General features: G+C 32.2%; 17 protein-coding genes and 1 rRNA gene. 10 read left to right on the forward strand and 8 right to left on the reverse strand.

Annotated features, from left to right (window positions below; translation table 11 throughout):
• Positions 1-26: 26 nt before the first annotated feature.
• The 3 genes from rocD to FOF46_RS12295 all read right to left on the reverse strand — a co-directional run bounded on the left by rocD (position 27) and on the right by FOF46_RS12295 (position 2483).
• On the reverse strand, positions 27-1304 hold the full coding sequence (gene rocD, locus FOF46_RS12285; RefSeq protein ID WP_143916649.1) for an ornithine--oxo-acid transaminase: 1278 nt from the start codon (positions 1302-1304) through the stop codon (positions 27-29).
• Between the two features lie 248 nt (positions 1305-1552).
• A complete protein-coding gene (locus tag FOF46_RS12290; RefSeq protein WP_109435278.1) occupies positions 1553-1936 on the reverse strand; it encodes a DUF6768 family protein in 384 nt (127 codons plus the stop codon).
• Positions 1929-2483 (reverse strand): RNA polymerase sigma factor, encoded by a 555-nt coding sequence (locus tag FOF46_RS12295; protein WP_143916650.1) that lies wholly within the window; start codon positions 2481-2483, stop codon positions 1929-1931. Before FOF46_RS12295 ends, FOF46_RS12290 begins: the two co-directional genes overlap by 8 nt.
• Before the next feature lie 116 nt (positions 2484-2599).
• Here FOF46_RS12295 and rlmD point away from each other — a divergent pair, with 116 nt between their 5' ends.
• The 6 genes from rlmD to ggt all read left to right on the forward strand — a co-directional run bounded on the left by rlmD (position 2600) and on the right by ggt (position 8590).
• Positions 2600-4009 (forward strand): 23S rRNA (uracil(1939)-C(5))-methyltransferase RlmD, encoded by a 1410-nt coding sequence (gene rlmD, locus FOF46_RS12300; RefSeq protein WP_143916651.1) that lies wholly within the window; start codon positions 2600-2602, stop codon positions 4007-4009.
• A gap of 372 nt (positions 4010-4381) precedes the next feature.
• The gene (locus tag FOF46_RS12305) at positions 4382-4690 is read left to right on the forward strand and encodes a hypothetical protein (protein WP_109435275.1); all 309 of its coding nucleotides are present in this window, start codon (positions 4382-4384) and stop codon (positions 4688-4690) included.
• Between the two features lie 44 nt (positions 4691-4734).
• Positions 4735-5145: a hypothetical protein gene (locus tag FOF46_RS12310; RefSeq protein ID WP_109435274.1), complete on the forward strand. Its 411-nt coding sequence runs from the start codon at positions 4735-4737 to the stop codon at positions 5143-5145.
• Positions 5146-5630: 485 nt separating this feature from the next.
• On the forward strand, positions 5631-6149 hold the full coding sequence (locus tag FOF46_RS12315) for a DUF6452 family protein (protein WP_109435273.1): 519 nt from the start codon (positions 5631-5633) through the stop codon (positions 6147-6149).
• Entirely contained in the window at positions 6115-6849 is a 735-nt protein-coding gene (locus FOF46_RS12320; RefSeq protein WP_109435272.1) for a DUF6048 family protein, read from the forward strand. Before FOF46_RS12315 ends, FOF46_RS12320 begins: the two co-directional genes overlap by 35 nt.
• 55 nt (positions 6850-6904) lie before the next feature.
• On the forward strand, positions 6905-8590 hold the full coding sequence (ggt, locus tag FOF46_RS12325) for a gamma-glutamyltransferase (protein ID WP_143916652.1): 1686 nt from the start codon (positions 6905-6907) through the stop codon (positions 8588-8590).
• Positions 8591-8705: 115 nt separating this feature from the next.
• Here ggt and FOF46_RS12330 read toward each other — a convergent pair whose 3' ends face one another.
• Both FOF46_RS12330 and FOF46_RS12335 read right to left on the reverse strand, forming a co-directional pair.
• Complete coding sequence (locus FOF46_RS12330; protein ID WP_143916653.1) at positions 8706-11978, reverse strand: VPS10 domain-containing protein; 3273 nt, start codon at positions 11976-11978, stop codon at positions 8706-8708.
• 141 nt (positions 11979-12119) lie between these two features.
• Positions 12120-13277 carry a THUMP domain-containing class I SAM-dependent RNA methyltransferase gene (locus FOF46_RS12335; protein ID WP_143916654.1) on the reverse strand — a complete coding sequence of 386 codons (1158 nt, stop codon included), beginning with the start codon at positions 13275-13277 and terminating at the stop codon, positions 12120-12122.
• Positions 13278-13382: 105 nt separating this feature from the next.
• Between FOF46_RS12335 and FOF46_RS12340 the strand changes: the two genes are divergently transcribed.
• From FOF46_RS12340 to FOF46_RS12355, 4 genes are all read left to right on the forward strand, one after another.
• Positions 13383-14114 (forward strand): class I SAM-dependent methyltransferase, encoded by a 732-nt coding sequence (locus FOF46_RS12340; protein ID WP_109435268.1) that lies wholly within the window; start codon positions 13383-13385, stop codon positions 14112-14114.
• The gene (locus tag FOF46_RS12345) at positions 14114-14791 is read left to right on the forward strand and encodes a ZIP family metal transporter (RefSeq protein ID WP_109435267.1); all 678 of its coding nucleotides are present in this window, start codon (positions 14114-14116) and stop codon (positions 14789-14791) included. Before FOF46_RS12340 ends, FOF46_RS12345 begins: the two co-directional genes overlap by 1 nt.
• Before the next feature lie 4 nt (positions 14792-14795).
• Positions 14796-15224 carry a DUF4268 domain-containing protein gene (locus FOF46_RS12350; protein ID WP_109435266.1) on the forward strand — a complete coding sequence of 143 codons (429 nt, stop codon included), beginning with the start codon at positions 14796-14798 and terminating at the stop codon, positions 15222-15224.
• A 100-nt stretch (positions 15225-15324) separates the two neighbouring features.
• Positions 15325-16125, forward strand: coding sequence for a DUF8213 domain-containing protein (locus tag FOF46_RS12355; protein ID WP_109435265.1), 801 nt, complete (start codon positions 15325-15327; stop codon positions 16123-16125).
• Between the two features lie 50 nt (positions 16126-16175).
• Here the strand turns inward: FOF46_RS12355 and trhA are convergent, their stop codons facing one another.
• From trhA to rrf, 3 genes are all read right to left on the reverse strand, one after another.
• Positions 16176-16805 carry a PAQR family membrane homeostasis protein TrhA gene (gene trhA, locus FOF46_RS12360; protein ID WP_143916655.1) on the reverse strand — a complete coding sequence of 210 codons (630 nt, stop codon included), beginning with the start codon at positions 16803-16805 and terminating at the stop codon, positions 16176-16178.
• A gap of 163 nt (positions 16806-16968) precedes the next feature.
• The gene (locus FOF46_RS12365) at positions 16969-17682 is read right to left on the reverse strand and encodes a hypothetical protein (RefSeq protein ID WP_143916656.1); all 714 of its coding nucleotides are present in this window, start codon (positions 17680-17682) and stop codon (positions 16969-16971) included.
• A gap of 333 nt (positions 17683-18015) precedes the next feature.
• Positions 18016-18101 (reverse strand): 5S ribosomal RNA (gene rrf / locus FOF46_RS12370); the annotation flags it as partial.

The raw sequence follows: 18101 nt of genomic DNA on the forward strand, positions 1-18101 counted from the left end.
TTTTAATTTGCACAATACTTATTTCTTTACTCAAATTCTTTCAATGTTTCTGTAATAATATTTACACAATCCATCAATTCCTCTTTATTCATTATTAGTGGCGGTGCAAAACGAATGATATTTCCATGAGTTGGTTTTGCTAAAAGACCATTTTCTTTAAGTGCAACACAAATATTCCATGCGGTTTCACTCTCTTCATCATCATTAATTACAATAGCATTTAATAATCCTTTACCACGAACTAGATTAACTATTTTAGAATTCTCTATATACTTGTTTAATTCTGATCTAAATAGTTTTCCCATTTCGAAAGCATTCTCAGCAAGCTTTTCATCTCTAACCACTTCTAAAGCAGCTACTGCTACAGCAGCAGCAATAGGGTTTCCTCCAAATGTACTTCCGTGATTACCTGGTTTTATTACTTCCATAATATGATCATCAGCAAAAACAGCAGAAACAGGATACGCCCCTCCACTCAGTGCTTTTCCTAATATCAAAATATCAGGTTTTACATTAGGCTCTCCAGAACAATTTTTATCATCACATGAACAATTTCCACAAGTAGCTAATAATCTTCCTGTTCTGGAAATACCAGTTTGTACTTCATCTGCCAAGAATAATACATTATACTTTTCACAAAGTTCTTTTGCTTTTGCCAAATACCCTTCAGAAGGCACATATACTCCTGCTTCTCCTTGTATTGGTTCTACTAAAAAGCCTGCTACATTTTTATTGTTTTTTAATGCATCTTCTAATGCAACAAGATTATCATATTCTATTTTAATAAACCCTGCTGTATATGGTCCAAAGTTTTTCCTGGCTACAGGATCATTTGAAAATGATATGATGGTTGTTGTTCTTCCGTGAAAATTATTTTCGCATACTACAATTTGAGCTTCATTCTCTGAAATACCTTTCTTTTCATATGCCCATTTTCTACAAAGCTTCAATGCTGTCTCTACCGCTTCTGCACCAGTATTCATTGGTAACAGTTTATCAAAACCAAAAAATTCGGTAGCAAATTTCTCGTACTCTCCTAACTTATCATTATAAAAAGCTCGAGATGTCAACGTTAATGTTTGTGCTTGATTTACCATTGCACCCACAATTTTAGGGTGGCAATGTCCTTGATTTACCGCAGAATATGCACTTAAAAAATCATAGTATTTTTTTCCTTCTACGTCCCATACATATACACCTTCACCTCGGCTTAAAACCACGGGTAACGGATGGTAATTATGAGCTCCATACTTGTTTTCTAAATCGATTGCTTGTTGTGAATTTAACTTGTCTAAAACAGCCATTTTTTACTAATTTAAATTTATAAAATAACCATTCCTTCTATACCTTTATCCTTTCGATAAGTCTCGAAAATTCAGCGTGGGAGAGAAATCATCCCTAAGAGAGCCGCAAATTACTAAATCTTTATCAAATTATCAGAAAGGACGGGGTACTTTTAAATAAAACAAGAAAAACACTTAGGATCAGAGGTATATATTACGAATTCAGTTAATTTCTATTTTAAAATCACCAAGTATGTTGCCTTATTCTATTAAGGTTTTTCACCTGCCAAAGAGGACACTTGTAGTTCTAATCTTTTAATTTCTCTTAATAATGCATTTTTATCCATTTGCATCCAAGAAAATAACTTCAATAATGCTGTTATCATAATACAGAAAAAACCTGCGCTACCCCATTTGATAAGTTCATTCGTATTATCAGTATTTAGAAACTGAATAAGACAATAAATGAAAAGTACAAATGCAATAATATTCACAATTATCATCATTATCATAACCCATCTATGCCTGGTATTAAAGAGCCCTCCCACCATATCAATAAGGTTCTGCTCATCTAGTTCGTCATAAAACTTTGCCTCTTCCTGAGTCAATGTCTCTTTAATCAATTGATCAATATCTTTCATTTTATTATCCATGATTTCTATTTTTTAGAATTAATTTCAATTTTTCTCTAGCGTTAAACAAACGCGATTTAACTGTACCTGCCGAAACGTTTATAATCTCGCTTATTTGCTTGATGCTATATTCTTCTAAGTAAAAAAGGTGAAGTACTAACTGTTGATTATGAGGTAACTTTTTAATCGACTTCTTTAATAGAATAGAAGGATCTGAATCATTATGATCGTATTCATTTGTTGAATTTTTATGATCATAATGGTAACTATTTAAACTCTCTAATTCTTTTTTATGTTTACGTAACCAATTAATAGCATTTCTAGTCACAATCGTCAATGCCCAACTCCCAAAACTATTAGGGTCTTTCAGGCTACCAATTTTTTGCAATATAACACTCCAGCTATCTTGAGCAATATCCTTTGAGTTTTCAATATCATTGGTATACCAATAGGCTTGCTTGCATAATTTCACATGCCACCTTTTAACAAGAATTGCTGCAGCTTTTCTGTTTCCGGATTGGCATTGTAAAACCAACAAAGAATCGAATGTTTTATTGGTATTTGTCATACTAACCTTTATACTATAGACGTAGAAAAATGAAATAGGTTCATTTTTTTGTTTCTTTTTTATAAGATATCCCGAATAATTAATAAGTATATCTTTTCTATTCTTATTTTTGCGCCATGGCAAGAAAAAACAGAAGACAAGTCTTTGAAAAGATAGAGGTTATTGACGCAGGTTCAAAAGGCAAGAGTATTGCTAAAGCTCCTGATGGAAAAGTTATATTCATTAATAATGCAGTACCAGGAGATATTGTAGATATTCAAACTACAAAAAAAAGAAAAGCTTTTTATGAAGGCAGTGCAACTGTTTTTCATAAAAAATCAGATAAGCGTGTTGATCCAACCTGTAAGCATTTTGGTACCTGTGGAGGGTGCAAATGGCAATTTATGGGATATGAACATCAATTAGCATATAAACAACAAGAAGTAGTAAATAATTTGACTCGTCTGGGTAAAGTCGAATTGCCTGAAGTAAGTAACATTCTTGGATCAGAAGATCAGTTTTTCTATAGAAATAAAATGGAATTTTCTTTTAGCGACAGTAGATGGCTAACTCTTGAAGAAATTCAAAGCAATACTGAAATTGAAAATAGAAATGCATTGGGATTTCACATCCCGGGAATGTGGGATAAAATCCTCGATATTGACACATGTTATCTTCAAGAAGATCCAAGTAATGCTATACGAAATAAAGTAAAAGCATTTGCCACAAAAAATAACCTCTCCTTTTATAATGCAAGGAAACAACAAGGTTTTCTACGAACTTTAATGCTTCGAATTGCATCAACTGGAGAAATTATGGTTTTAATACAATTCTTTCATGAAGATGTTGAAAAAAGATCACTTTTATTAGATTATATTGCATCCGAATTTCCTGAAATTACTTCATTACAATACACAATTAATCCAAAAGGTAATGATACTATATATGATCAAGATGTTATTTGTTATAAAGGGAAAGATCATATTGAGGAGGAAATGGAAGATTTACGTTTTAAAATCAATGCGAAATCTTTTTATCAAACCAATTCAAAACAAGCATATGAGTTGTATAAAATAACTCGAGATTTTGCTAATCTTACAGGAGAAGAATTAGTATATGACCTATATACAGGAACGGGAACTATTGCTCAATTTGTTGCAAAAAAAGCTAAAAAAGTAATTGGTGTAGAAGCTGTTCCTGAAGCAATTGAAGATGCCAAGGAGAATGCAAAACGTAATAACATTAACAATACAGAATTTTATGTTGGTGATATGAAAAAAGTTTTCACCAAAGATTTTATAGCATTACATGGTCAACCAGAAGTAGTTATTACAGACCCGCCTAGGGATGGGATGCATAAAGATGTTGTTGGCCAACTACTAAACATTTCTCCAGAAAAAATAGTGTATGTTAGTTGCAATAGCGCAACACAAGCTAGAGATCTGGCATTATTAGATGAAAAATATAAAATAAGTAAAGTGCAACCCGTAGATATGTTTCCTCAAACATATCATGTTGAAAACGTCGTTTTACTCGAAAAACGATAATTCAAAAATTCGTTAAAATTCTACCGTTAGTTTTATTTTAAAAACTAGAGAATATAAATTTTTGCACGCATTTCATCTATTTTTTTAATCATTTCATATTTTATTACAGCATTATTCATTAATTTATTAATGAATAATGCCATAATTAGTTATAATCTCATTTTCTTTAACAAAAAACAATTAAAAATCTGAAATTCAATATCTTGAATTCAAAATAAAACTAAATTACGTTTAATATTTCGATGGTTTTACCGTAAAAAGTTAATGGTTTGACTGTATTTAATATTATGCGTTATTTCCTACATTTGTACTCGAAGATTGCTACTACAATAAATTTATAGTCAAACCAGAAGTTTACTTAAACTAACAACTATGAGAAATGTGGTAAAAATCCCTCTTATCTTCATTCTTCTAATTTTAATTTATTTCGTGTTTACAACAGGTTCTGACGAAACGATTCATCAACAAATTAACGAAACTAAAAATCAAGTTGTACAAGATGCTATAGAACAATACAATATTATTAAACGAAATGGATCTGATCTGGAAATCTCTATGCATGCCGGTTTTGTAGCCGATGCTTTTCTTAAAGTTGGAGATAAAGAGAATTATTCCAAATGGAAAAAAATAGAAAATCAAAAAGAACAAAAAGCTAAAAATGCTAATGTTCGTTTACCATAAACCTTTCTACACACAAATTATTTTACTTTTTCAAGGCTACCCCCATGATAACACCAAATTTTAAAAAAAGAGAGTTGGTCACAAGACTCCTTATATTTTTTCTAACTTGCATTTTATTAACATCCGGAACCGTATTACTTAGTTCACACTCAAATGACAAAAGAATATTATTCAATTCTGGAATAAATAAAAAAAGTACATTTTATTTTACTAAATCAGAGGCATTAATTGCATCTCATTCTATCATTAACAGAAGATTAAGATCCTCTACTATTACATCCTTTGGAAATAATGATGAAAATGTAAGAATCATTAATGACACCACTTTTACCGTTGTAAATTATGTTGAATGGATTGATATAGAAGGAAAAAACCAAAGAAATTATTATAGTTGTACGGTTACTTTTAATCAAGATTGTACCACCAATGCAAAAAATTTAGTTTTTCTAGAATAGTACAAGTATACCCTTTAGATTATGGCAACTTGATGTAGCAATCTTCTACATTTTCTATTGCGGTTACCGGGAACTGCAACATGTTCCCGGTTTTTAAAATAAATTACCCCCAACCCCTTTTTTTACTTGAGATAAAACACGGTGGAAAGATTCGGGGCTTTTCTTTAGAAGCAAAATCAATTTTTCGTTTTCCACTAGTGTTTATACCGGGAATTTACCTCATAGTTCCCGGTTTTTTTTGTACAATAAATTAAACAGTCAAACAATTAAAATATCTTTAGATTTTATTTAACAAAGCAACATTAGAACTTTATTTGAGTCTTTTATTTTTGAAAAATAACTAATATGAATTGGTTTATCTTTTATATTTTTGGTCATTTAAATTATGATTTTTATAAGTATAATAATAAAAGTCTAAAAAAACATTTTGCAAACAAACACTAAAGCTCTATTTAAAAAATGATTTTGCTAGAAAAAGATGCTATATGAGAGTACTTAAATATTTATTATTTACACTAAGCTCAATTTTTATTTTAGGTTGTGAGCGAGATGACATCTGTGCAGAAGGTACTCCTACAACTCCACTGCTTATTATTAAGTTTATAGATTTTGATAATGGTACCGAAATAAAAGCTCCGTCAGAGCTACAAGTAAAAGCTGTAGCTGTTGATATGGATGTAGAAGACCCATTCCCACTAGGAAGTGTTACTGATTCGATCTTAATACCCCTTAGAACTAATTCTTCTATTACTGATTATGAACTCACTATAGATTCTAATACGACCAACGAACCAGAAACACCCGCTAATACAGACGTCATAAGCATTCAATATACAACTGTAGAAGAATATGTAAGTAGTGCTTGTGGATTTAAGATTAACTATGAAGGATTGACTATATCTCCTCCAGTTGCTGGAGATGATGGGAGTTGGATCAAAAATATAACAATACAAAGAGAAGACGTAACCGATGAGACAACTGCACACGTATTTATTTTTCATTAGTCTATTAATAACCTGTTGTTTCTATGGACAAGAAGAACAAAACACTAAAATCAAAGATACACTTCCGGTTAAATCTAATGATACTTTGCCTCCGGCAGAAAAATATGGTTTTAGAGCAGGTGTTGATCTTGGAAGAATAATTCGTTCTGCAGTAGACAATAAATACTCTGGCTTTGAGATTGTTGGAGATTACAGGTTTTATAAAAATTTCTATATTGCTGCCGAGGTAGGTAATGAGTCTTTAGTTAGAGATGAAGAAAACATTGAAGTAGAAGGTTCTGGAAGCTATATTAGAGCAGGAGTTGACTATAATATCTACGATAACTGGTACGGAATGCAAAACAATATCTATGTAGGTGTACGCTATGGATTTTCAACCTTTGATCAGACTCTTAATGAATATACAATTTTTACTGGCACAAATTACTTTGGTCCCAATACAATAACTGATAAAATTGAAGTTAAAGACCTTAATGCTAGCTGGGCAGAACTTGTACTGGGCATAAAGGTAGAACTTATCAGAAATCTCTATTTAGGAGCTAATGTATCTTTAAGGACCTTAATAACCGAAAAAAAACCTGATAGATTTGATAACCTTTACATTCCTGGATTTGGAAGAACAAATGATTTTAGTAGTATTGGTGTAGGTTATGGATACTCAGTAAGCTACCTTATTCCATTTTTTAAGAAGAAGAAATAATCTTTATTATCTCTTATTTCTTATATTGTTTGAATATTTTATAATATTCTCACACATGAAATTATCTATAGGGCTTTGTTTTCTACTTTTACTTTTTGTTAATATTACCTCTTCTCAAGATCGAATTACAGGTAAAAATTTTACTACCAGATCAGAAATAATTGCAACTCACGGTATGGCCGCAACCAGTCATCCATTAGCTAAACAAACTGCACTTGACATACTTAAAAACGGAGGAAACGCAATAGACGCTGCAATCGCTGCAAATGCAATGTTAGGATTAATGGAACCTACTGGAAATGGTATTGGAGGAGATTTATTTGCAATTGTTTGGGACGCAAAAACAAAAAAGCTTCATGGTCTTAATGCAAGTGGAAGGTCTCCAGAAAAACTTACTTTAGAGTACTTCAAGAAAAACAACCATAAAAAGATACCTGCTCACGGTCCGCTTCCTGTTTCAGTTCCAGGATGCGTAGATGGTTGGTATGAATTACATAATAAATTTGGAAAATTAAGCATGCAGGAAATTTTAAACCCTACAATTAATTATGCCAGAGAAGGTTTTCCTGTTACAGAATTAATAGCCTATTATATGCACCGAAGCTCTGCTTTCTTATCAAAATATCCAGGCTTTTCTGATACTTATATGCCTAATGGCGCTACTCCCAAAAAAGGAGAAATTTTTAAAAATCCATTTCTGGCAAATACGTTAGAGAAAATTGCAAAAGAAGGTAGAGATGCTTTTTACAAAGGTGATATAGCAAAAACTATAGCAAAATACATAAAAGATAATGGAGGGTTTCTAAACTATAACGACCTCAAAAATCATACTTCAGAATGGGTAGAACCCGTCTCAACCAATTACAGAGGATATGATGTATGGGAATTACCTCCAAACGGACAAGGAATTGCTGCATTACAAATGCTAAATATTTTAGAAGATTATGATATTAAAGGAATGGGGTTTGGAACTCCAGAATATCTTCATATCCTTACTGAAGCTAAAAAATTAGCTTATGAAGATCGGGCAAAATTCTATGCTGACCCAGACTTCAATACCATTCCCGTAACGCAACTTATATCTAAAGAATATGCAGCCAAAAGGAAAAAATTAATCAACGTTGATAAAGCCGCAAAAACCTATGATGTAGGAAACCTTAATGATGGAGATACCATCTATCTAACTGTAGCAGATGAGGAAGGCAACATGGTTTCTCTAATACAAAGTAATTTTCGTGGTATGGGGTCCGGAATGACACCTACAAAGCTTGGGTTTATACTACAGGATAGAGGTGAATTATTTTCATTAGAAGAGGGACACTTTAATACTTATGAACCTAAAAAAAGACCTTTCCATACTATTATTCCGGCATTTGTAACCAAGGATGGAAAACCCTTTATGAGCTTTGGTCTTATGGGAGGAGGTATGCAACCTCAAGGTCATGTACAAATTATCGTTAACATGATCGATTTTGGGATGAATCTGCAAGAAGCAGGTGATGCTCCTCGAATAAATCATATGGGGTCTTCTCAACCAACTGGCGAAAATATGATCAACGGTGGCACATTACACATAGAATCAGGTATTTCTTATGAAACCATTAGAAGTTTATTATCTAAAGGTCATAAAATATCATATGCCTTAGGTCCATATGGAGGGTACCAAGCTATTATGCTAAAAGATGGTGTGTATTATGGAGCTTCAGAATCCCGAAAAGATGGACAGGCAGCGGGTTATTAATTCACTTAAATACTGAACATAATATTGTTCTTCTTCTCAAAGAAAAGATAATACATTTTAAACACATGCTCCTTTAGTTTATCAGGAGCATGTGTTTAACCTTATACCATGCGTACTAATCTTCAACAAATGGTGCTCCTGCTTCTTCTAACACTTTTAAAAGCGCAATAGATTCATTTTTTATTAGCGCGAGTTTTGAAGTAATCATACCTATTTGATTATTGATAATCTGCATTGTTTCCAAATGCGTACTAGTTGGTCCATATGTAGAGCGATCCACTCCCCTATATATTGCAAATACCCTATTTCCAATAGTGGGTTTAGTTTTCTCACCTACTTGTTGCTTAGAACTGTTTCCATACAAATCTCTCCTTAAGTCCATCATACGTTTTTCTAGTGTATTTAAACGGTTATCGAGATCTCCAGGAGTACTATTAGCCCTTTGTAAAGCTATCTTCAGCGCTTTAATACGTTTTTCTTGTCTATTCACCTGTATATCCAAAGCAGAAACTTTTCCAATTGTTTTTTCAAAACTCCTCCAAAATTCTGCAACTTTTTCTAGTGTTGCTCCTTTTAAAGCACCATTATTCATACGTTTCACTGTAAATGTGATCGGTGTTGATAATTGAGTTACTTTTCCATCTTCTATCTTTGATAAAGTAGCAGTATACACTCCTGGTACTGCCATAAAACCTTGAGAAGTATTAGAAGAGTTTCCTTCTGTTTTTAAAGGAATTGCTTCAGAAGAAGGATATCGTAAATCCCAAGCTATTCTATGAAAGCCTGATTTCACCGGTCCGCTAATTCTCCTAATCACTTCCCCAGTGTTATTTGTTATAGTTAATATGACTTCTGGTATATTTTCTGTGCGCTCTGCTTCTACTTTATCCCAACCTGGAAACGCAATATCTTTTCCTTTATTTTTTTTCTCGATTTCTTGTCGTTTTTCTTTACTTGTTTTTAAACTATTTTTTAAATAGTATGTAAAAACGGCACCAAAATCTGGATTAGGCGCTACATAATGTGAAGCTCCTTGACTTCCTTTTTCGTCATCAAAACTTAAGTTGGGTCTTGGAATATACCACCATGCATCTCTAGTAGGGAACAAAACCGCTTCTTCTTTCAATTTAGATTCTGAAATCGTTCGCAAAAATGAATAATCATCAAATACAAAAAAACCTCTCCCAAAAGAAGCACCTACCAGATCATTCTCCCTACGTTGAATAGCAAGGTCTCTAAATGATATGGTAGGCATATTTCCTTTTAATTTTATCCAGTTATCTCCCCCGTTTATTGTGAAATAAATTCCAAATTCGGTAGCAACAAACAAAAGATTAGGTTGCACATGATCTTGTACTATACGCCAAACTAATGTTCTTTTAGGCAAATTACTTTTAATAGATTTCCATGTACGCCCATTATCCATACTTTTTAATAGATAGGGTGTAAAATCACCATATTTATGATTATCCAAAGCTACATACACCGTATTAGCATCAAAAAGATCAGCTTTAATATCATTTACAAAAGCTGTAGCTGGTACCCCAGGAAGTATCCCAACGTTAATCCTTCTCCAATTACTTCCTCCATCTTCAGTCACCTGAATAATTCCATCATCAGTACCTGCATAAAGTATCTCTTCTTTCTTTGGAGATTCTGCTATTGATGTAATTGTATTATAATTAGACATTGCCAAAAAATCCCAAGGAGCATCCCAGGATTGTTTTTTACCCATAATAGGCAGCTCTATTCTTTCCTGATCTTTAGTTAAATCTCCTGAAATTGGTGTCCATTTATCTCCTCTATTATCAGATCTCCATAGACGTTGAGAAGCAAAATAAATACGTTTTGGATCATGTGCACTTACCAAAATAGGCGCATCCCAGTTAAAACGTTCAAAATTTTCATTTGCTCCAGGTTGGGGTTGGATATCCACAACTTCTCCTGTTGTTAAATCAACTCGTGATAAATTACCTTGCTGACGTTCTGCATACATGATATTGGGGTTACCCGGTTCAGTTGCAGGTTGATGTCCATCCCAATTTAATACAATCTTCCAATCAGAATTCTGAATCCCGTGTAAATTATCAGTTCTTGAAGGTCCTCCTTGGGTACTATTATCCTGTGTACCTCCATAAATATTATAAAACGGCTCAGCATCGTCCACAGCAACCTTATAATATTGCGTTACAGGAAGGTTGTCTACAAATTTCCAATTTGCAGTAAGGTCAAATGTTTCATATAACCCTCCATCGGTTCCGACCAAAAGATAGTTTGGGTCTTCTTTTTTAAAAGCAATAGCGTGATTATCCCCATGCTTATGTTTTGCATTCATTCTTGTAAATGTTTTTCCTCCATCTTCAGAAATTTGCATCCGTGAATCTACAAGATATAATCTTTCAAAATGATGTGGAGAAGCATATAACTCTTGATAATAGTGAGGTCCTGTAGCACCTGCTACTGCATCAGAACGTTTCTCCCAAGTTGTTCCACGATCTGTAGAACGATATACTCCTCCTGTTCTTCTATCTAACTCTATAGCGGCATATAAAATATCTGGTTGTTGTGGCGAAATAGCCAATCCTATTTTACCCATCCAGGACTTAGGAAGTCCATTCTTGAGTTTTTCCCAGGTCTCTCCTCCATCAACACTACGATGTAAGCCTGAACCTGGACCACCTCCCATGTAAGCAGCAACAGTGCGATGTCTTTGCCATGTAGCTGCATAGAGTTGATCAGGGTTCCTTGGATCTATTACTACTTCTGTTACACCAACCCATTCATCATCTCCCAAGCTTTTTTTCCATGTTTTTCCACCATCAACAGATTTATATAATCCCCGTTCTCCTCCTTTTTTCCATAATGGCCCTTGAGCAGCAACCCAAATCACATTAGAATCTTCTGGATGTATAATTATTTTAGAAATATGTTCAGAATTCTTTAGCCCCATATTTTTCCAGGAAAGACCTCCATCTTCACTACGATAAACCCCGTCACCATATCCCATGTGACGACCTCCAACATTCTCTCCCGTACCTACCCATATAACATTATGGTCTATGGGGTCAATAGTAACACATCCTATAGAATATAAAATTTGATCATCAAAAATAGGCTTCCAGGTAGTTCCTGCGTTTACAGTTTTCCAAACTCCTCCCGAACCTACAGCAACATACCATATACTTTCATTTTTTGGATGAATAGCCACATCTGCAATTCTACCAGACATAAATGCAGGACCTATATTTCTTAACTTTAATCCAGAAAAAACTGAATCTGAGAATACTGATAACACTTCTTGTTTCACTTTAGATCGCTGCGCGTCTATTGAAAAGGTAAAGATGAACAAGAATGCTATGAAAAATAATTGTGTGAATTTTGTTTTCATATCAAATAGGATGATTAGTTATTAGCCAAATTGTTATCAGAAAATTATTGTTATTTCAATAATAATCTCTTAACAAAAACATAAACTATTAAAAAAAATCCTAAGAAGAAAAATCAGAAGATATATAAGGGTAAAATCATATTACTTTTGATACTTTGCCTTTTTACTACCTGCATACATTTCATATTTTACTAGCCTGGCTTCTAACTTCCCGTTAAATACTTTTATCTTTCGAGATGGTCGGAGTCCAACATATTTTAATGCTTCAAGATTTCCAGTAATAAACCATGCATTAGTACCTGGGTAATTTTGTTTTAATGTATCCCCTATTTGTGAATAGAACTCTTCTATATTGATTTCTAAACGTTCATCATAAGGTGGGTTAAACACTATATGAAGTTGTCCCTCTTTTTCTTTAGTTGTTTCAAAAAAATCTCCTTCTCTTATTTTAACAAAATCAGTAAGATTTGCATTTTCTACATTGACATTTGCCTTTCTTACTGCAGAAGGAGCTTTATCCATCCCAATTATAGAATGATGAAAATCTCTGGTTTTATTGAGACATGATTCTTCTATTTTTTCGAATAAATCCATATCCCAATCCAGCCATTTTTCAAAAGCAAATTCCTTACGATTTAGGTTTGCCGGAATATTACAAGCGATCATAGCTGCTTCTATAGCCATGGTACCACTACCACACATCGGATCCAAAAAATCACATTGACCATCCCAGCCAGAAAGCAATAACAATCCTGCGGCCAAAACTTCGTTAATTGGCGCTATATTGGTCGCTGTACGATACCCTCTGTGATGCAATGAGCCTCCAGAACTATCCAAAGAAACCGTACATACATCTTGCTGAATATGAACATCTATAGAAAGGTCTGGATGTTCTATATCTACATTGGGTCTTTTGCCTGTTTCTTTTCTAAATTTATCTACTATCGCATCTTTGGTTTTTAAAGCTATAAATTGTGAATGAGTAAAGAGAGTAGAATTGACAGTAGCGTGAATTGAAAATGTATCATCTATACTTAAATATTCTTTCCATTCAATAGTTTGAATAAAATCATATAAACCTTGTTCATTCTTTATTCTCCTAGAAGTAATTGGTTTTAATATTTTAATAGCAGTTCTACAGCATAAATTTGCTTTATACATAAATCCTGTATCGCCATAAAAACTGACTACGCGATTCCCTATTTCTACCTTTTGCGCTCCTAAGTTTCTAAGTTCTCTTGCAAGAACTTCTTCAAAACCAAAAAGGGTTTTGGCTACCATTTTAAATGAATTACTCACTATCCAAGTTTTCGATATAAAGTCGTTTAATTTTTCTAAGACGAGAGATAAAACTTTAAACAACTTCTATAATTAAACCGCAAAAATACATTAATTTTGCGCCCTATGCTAAAAGATTCAACAATGTGGTATGCATCATGGTTTGATACGCCATACTATCATATCCTATACAAAGATAGAGATGATACTGAAGCTCAAAATTTTATGGATAATCTAACTCATTATCTAAGTTTAGAAGCTGATGAAAAAATTTTAGATTTAGCCTGTGGTAAAGGCCGACATAGCATATATCTTAATAAATTAGGATATAATGTTACTGGAGCAGACCTCTCTAAAAACAGTATAACCTATGCTTCTCAATTTGAAAATGAAGCATTAAAGTTTAGAGTTCATGATATGCGTAAACCCTATTCTGAAAAATTTTCTGCTGTTTTTAATTTATTTACAAGCTTTGGTTATTTTGATAAAGAAGAAGACAACCTCAATACTATTAAAGCCATTAAATCAAATCTAAACAATAAAGGCTTTGGAGTTATTGATTTTATGAATGTCGATTACATTATAGATAATCTAATTGAAGATGAAATAAAGGAAGTTGATGGAATTTCTTTTAAAATCAGAAGATATCATGAAAATGGATATATAATAAAAGAAATAAGATTTAGAGATAATGATGAAGATTTCTTCTTTACAGAAAGAGTAAAAAGTATATCCCTAGCTGATTTTGAGAATTATTTTAAAGAAGCAAATGTTGACTTACTAGATATTTTTGGTAATTACCAATTACAAAAATTTAATAAAAATAATTCACCACGACTTATATTAATATTTAAATAGTGTACAATTATATACTATCCATAGTCGCCGTATTTATAGGAGCATTGTTGGTTTTTATATTCAAGGCATCTAATCAGAAAAACCTAAAATTACTTCTAGCTTTTAGTGGTGCTTTTCTTCTTGCAATTACAATTTTTGACTTACTTCCAGAGATTTTTGAAAATAATCCTTTTGCAAAACGAACAGGTGTATGGATAATGATTGGTATTTTGTTACAAAAGGTATTAGAATATTTTTCTAAAGGTGCGGAGCACGGCCATATTCATTTAGATAAAGAAACCCATCGAGTACCAAAACTACTATTCATCAGTTTAGGATTACATGCTATATTAGAAGGTTTCCCTATGCATCATACCGATGGAATTTTAATGGGTATAATAATTCATAAGATTCCGGTAGCAATGATATTAACTACCTTTTTATTACATACTAAAATAAAAAGATTCATTATTATTTTATCATTAACAGGTTTTGCACTAATGACTCCGTTAGGCACTTTTCTTTCTGAGAACTTCACATTAGCTCAAAATTATTATAAAGAAATTACTGCTGTGGTAATTGGTATATTTCTTCATGTATCCACAACTATCCTTTTTGAAAGTAATGAGGGGCATAAATTTAACGTTACAAAACTTTTAGTTATTCTTGCGGCGACTGCCGCGGCATATCTGATATAAAAACATGTTTAGCAAATCTGAATCAAAAATAATTCGACAAGAATTCTGGACTAGTTTTGGAAAAGAATACTCCCGTAAATGGTTACTATATAACACCAAAATTAAAGATGTAACTTTAAAATTTACATTTACTACAAAAAAAGCACAAGTATCTATAGACATAGAACCTTATGACAAAATAATAAGAGCGTATTATTATGAAAAATTAGTGAGTTTAAGAAATATTCTAACTTCAGAATATATTCCAGATATTGTTTTTGATGAATATTATGAATTAGATAATGGAAAAACTATTTCCAGAGTTTATACTGAATTAACAAATGTTAGTATCCATAATAAAACATGCTGGAAAGAAACTATGAAATTTTTGAATGAAAAAATGTCTCAGCTTGAAATATTCTTTTTAGAATATAAAGATTATATTAAGGACTAGAAAAATAACAATTCTTTTGTTTTTTAGCTAATTTTTTATATTATCAATAATTTTAAGTGTTTTTTGTAAATTAGTTAGCAATAATACAAACTCACTATTTATGAAAAATTATTTTAAGATAATAGCAATACTGCTATTCGCGTTCATTTTCTCAAAATGTACTTCTGATGCTGTTATTCCTGATGCAAAAGAATTGGGATTAGAACAACAAGATTCAAATTCTTTTATTGGTAAAATTAGAATTCAAAACTCAGAGATTAGATATTCTGTAAAAGCCAAATCAGAACTTGTATTTACTGTCATCATTGAAATCAACAAAAAATCCATTCAGGCAGATATTAACTATCAGAATGAAAGTTTATTTATCGATGGTCATAATATTATTTTAACTGAAAAAGAAAAACAGAGTATTCTTACCTTAGGTGGTACAATTTCTAATTATCTTCTGGAAACAAAAAAAGGAGAAATCCTAATGACAGAATACACACTATTAAGTCTTATGGAATATTGGGCAAAATCACCTCCTGATTACACCTATACTAAAAGAGTTATTGAGGCAGAAGTAAATACAACTAATCTCAAAAGTAGAAACGAGGGTATCACCTGCATTAGGAAGAACACTTATGTAAATGCAGAATATGACGACTCAAGAGGAAATCACTCTGATCGAATAAGAGTGGGGAGTAAAGCAAGAGATAATTATGGATGTATGGGAAGATGTGGTGGTGATTGTGGTAGATGGTGGATACCAAGCGCATGGACAAAAGATTGCTTAGATCATGATCAATGTAGTAATGTGAATTTCTCTAGTGGTGGTGGTAGTGACCGAAATTGTGGTGATGAATTTAATGAAGCTGCAGACGATTATGTCTTTGGAGTACTTCGAGGATGTAGAGGATAAAAAATTATTATAAAATAGGCATTGAACTTCTTTTGATATCTATTTTTTTATCAAATCACATACCTAAGAATAAACATATAATGAAAAATACTGCCTGCGAGTACAAAAAGGTGCCAGATAACATGTCCAAAGGGTATCTGTTTTAATGCATAAAAAACTATACCAATAGTATATGCAGCTCCCCCTAACATCAAATATGTAATTCCCTCATCACCTACCACATTAGATAATGTATCTATATCTAATACAATCAGCCACCCCATGATAAGATATAGGATAACTGATAAAACATCAAATCTACCAGTAGAAAATATTTTTAGTATTGTTCCGATAACAGCTAAAGACCAAACAATTATAAATAATGATATCCCCTTACTATCTATCAAAGATATTAGAGTAACTGGAGAATAGGTACCTGAAATTAGCAGATAAATGCTTATATGATCCAGTACCCTAAATTTTCTTTTTAATGTAGCATCAGAAGTATAGTGATAAGCAGTAGAAGCAAAATACAGAATTAACAATGAACTTGTATAAATTATTATAACAAACGTACTATATAATGTTTTATTAGAGTTTGAATTGAGCAAAATAAAAAAGCCAATTATAGAAAGAATGAACCCAACTCCATGCGTTATCCAATTCCAACGCTCTTCTATTTGTGATTGTATGTTACGCATAAATAATTAAAAAGAATCACATTTTAATTCATAAAAATAAAGACTAAAAAATAATAACAAGCTATTAATTAAAAACTTATTATCAACATATTAAATAATACAAAAAAAGGCTCTTGTTTTACAAGAACTTTTTTTGTATTATAAGTTAAATTTATTGTAGTAATTATCTTATCAATATTGCATATAATGTTCCCGATACTGGCTTTACATTATCTCCAGCCACGTCATCGATACCAATACCTTCTCCAAGAGTAATTCTTCTAGGCATCATTGGATCTATTGTTATATCATCCTCTGGCAATGTTAAAGTGCTTACCCCGAAAAAAGGGGTAACATCTGTTAAAGGATAAGCAATTCTTATTTTATCGTCTCCCAAAAAGGTTACATCCAATGATAACTGCCCATTTGAACTATTAATTGTTATACTCTTCCCATCTGTATTGATTCCAAATTTCGCGTCTAATGCTGCACTATTAAAAAATATAGACGAATATTCTAGTAATACATCTGTAACAGATTTCTCTTCGCTTTCGAACAAACGATCTCCATTATATGTTACAAAAACTGTTTCTGATTCGTCACTAAATATCCCTGTTTCTCTTAAATCTCCATTGCCAAAAAAAGTCATTGTATAATCTCCTCCACCAGTAGCTACTTCATTTTTCAATGTATATTTAAATTCGACATTTTCACCATTTAAAATTCCTGACTTTGTGCTATTTCCTATTCTAAGTGATTCTAAACTCCAATCACCTTCAAGTTTTTGATTTGTTACATCCACCTCTAGTATACCAGTGCCATCATCTTCACTACATGAAGTAAGTGCAGCACAAGACAATACAATACATAGAATTTGTAATTTTGTAATTATTCTCATAATATATAGTTATGTTTATTTTTTCAAACTTAAAAATAAAGTTTCCTGAAAAAAAATGATAACGATTTTTATGATATAACATATGGTTATTTAGATAACACAAATGATAAATAAGCGTTAAATTCTTGCACACACTAATGATTTACAAGGTACTACACATGTTAATTATAATATAATTTATAAGCAATAAACCATATATCTTGAAGAAAAAACAGAAATCGTACAGAAAAAGATATTTAAAATAAGATAAGTTTCTCATTCTTGTATATAGTATTTTGTTTAGATTTATGTATAAAAAAAAACCCTTCAATATTGATATTGAAGGGTTTTCAAGGAAGGCGGCGACCTACTCTCCCACGATTGTAGTACCATTGGCGCTAATGGGCTTAACTTCTCTGTTCGGAATGGTAAGAGGTGAG

Source organism: Aquimarina algiphila (genome assembly GCF_007489275.1).
GTDB classification, from domain to species: Bacteria; Bacteroidota; Bacteroidia; order Flavobacteriales; family Flavobacteriaceae; genus Aquimarina; species Aquimarina algiphila.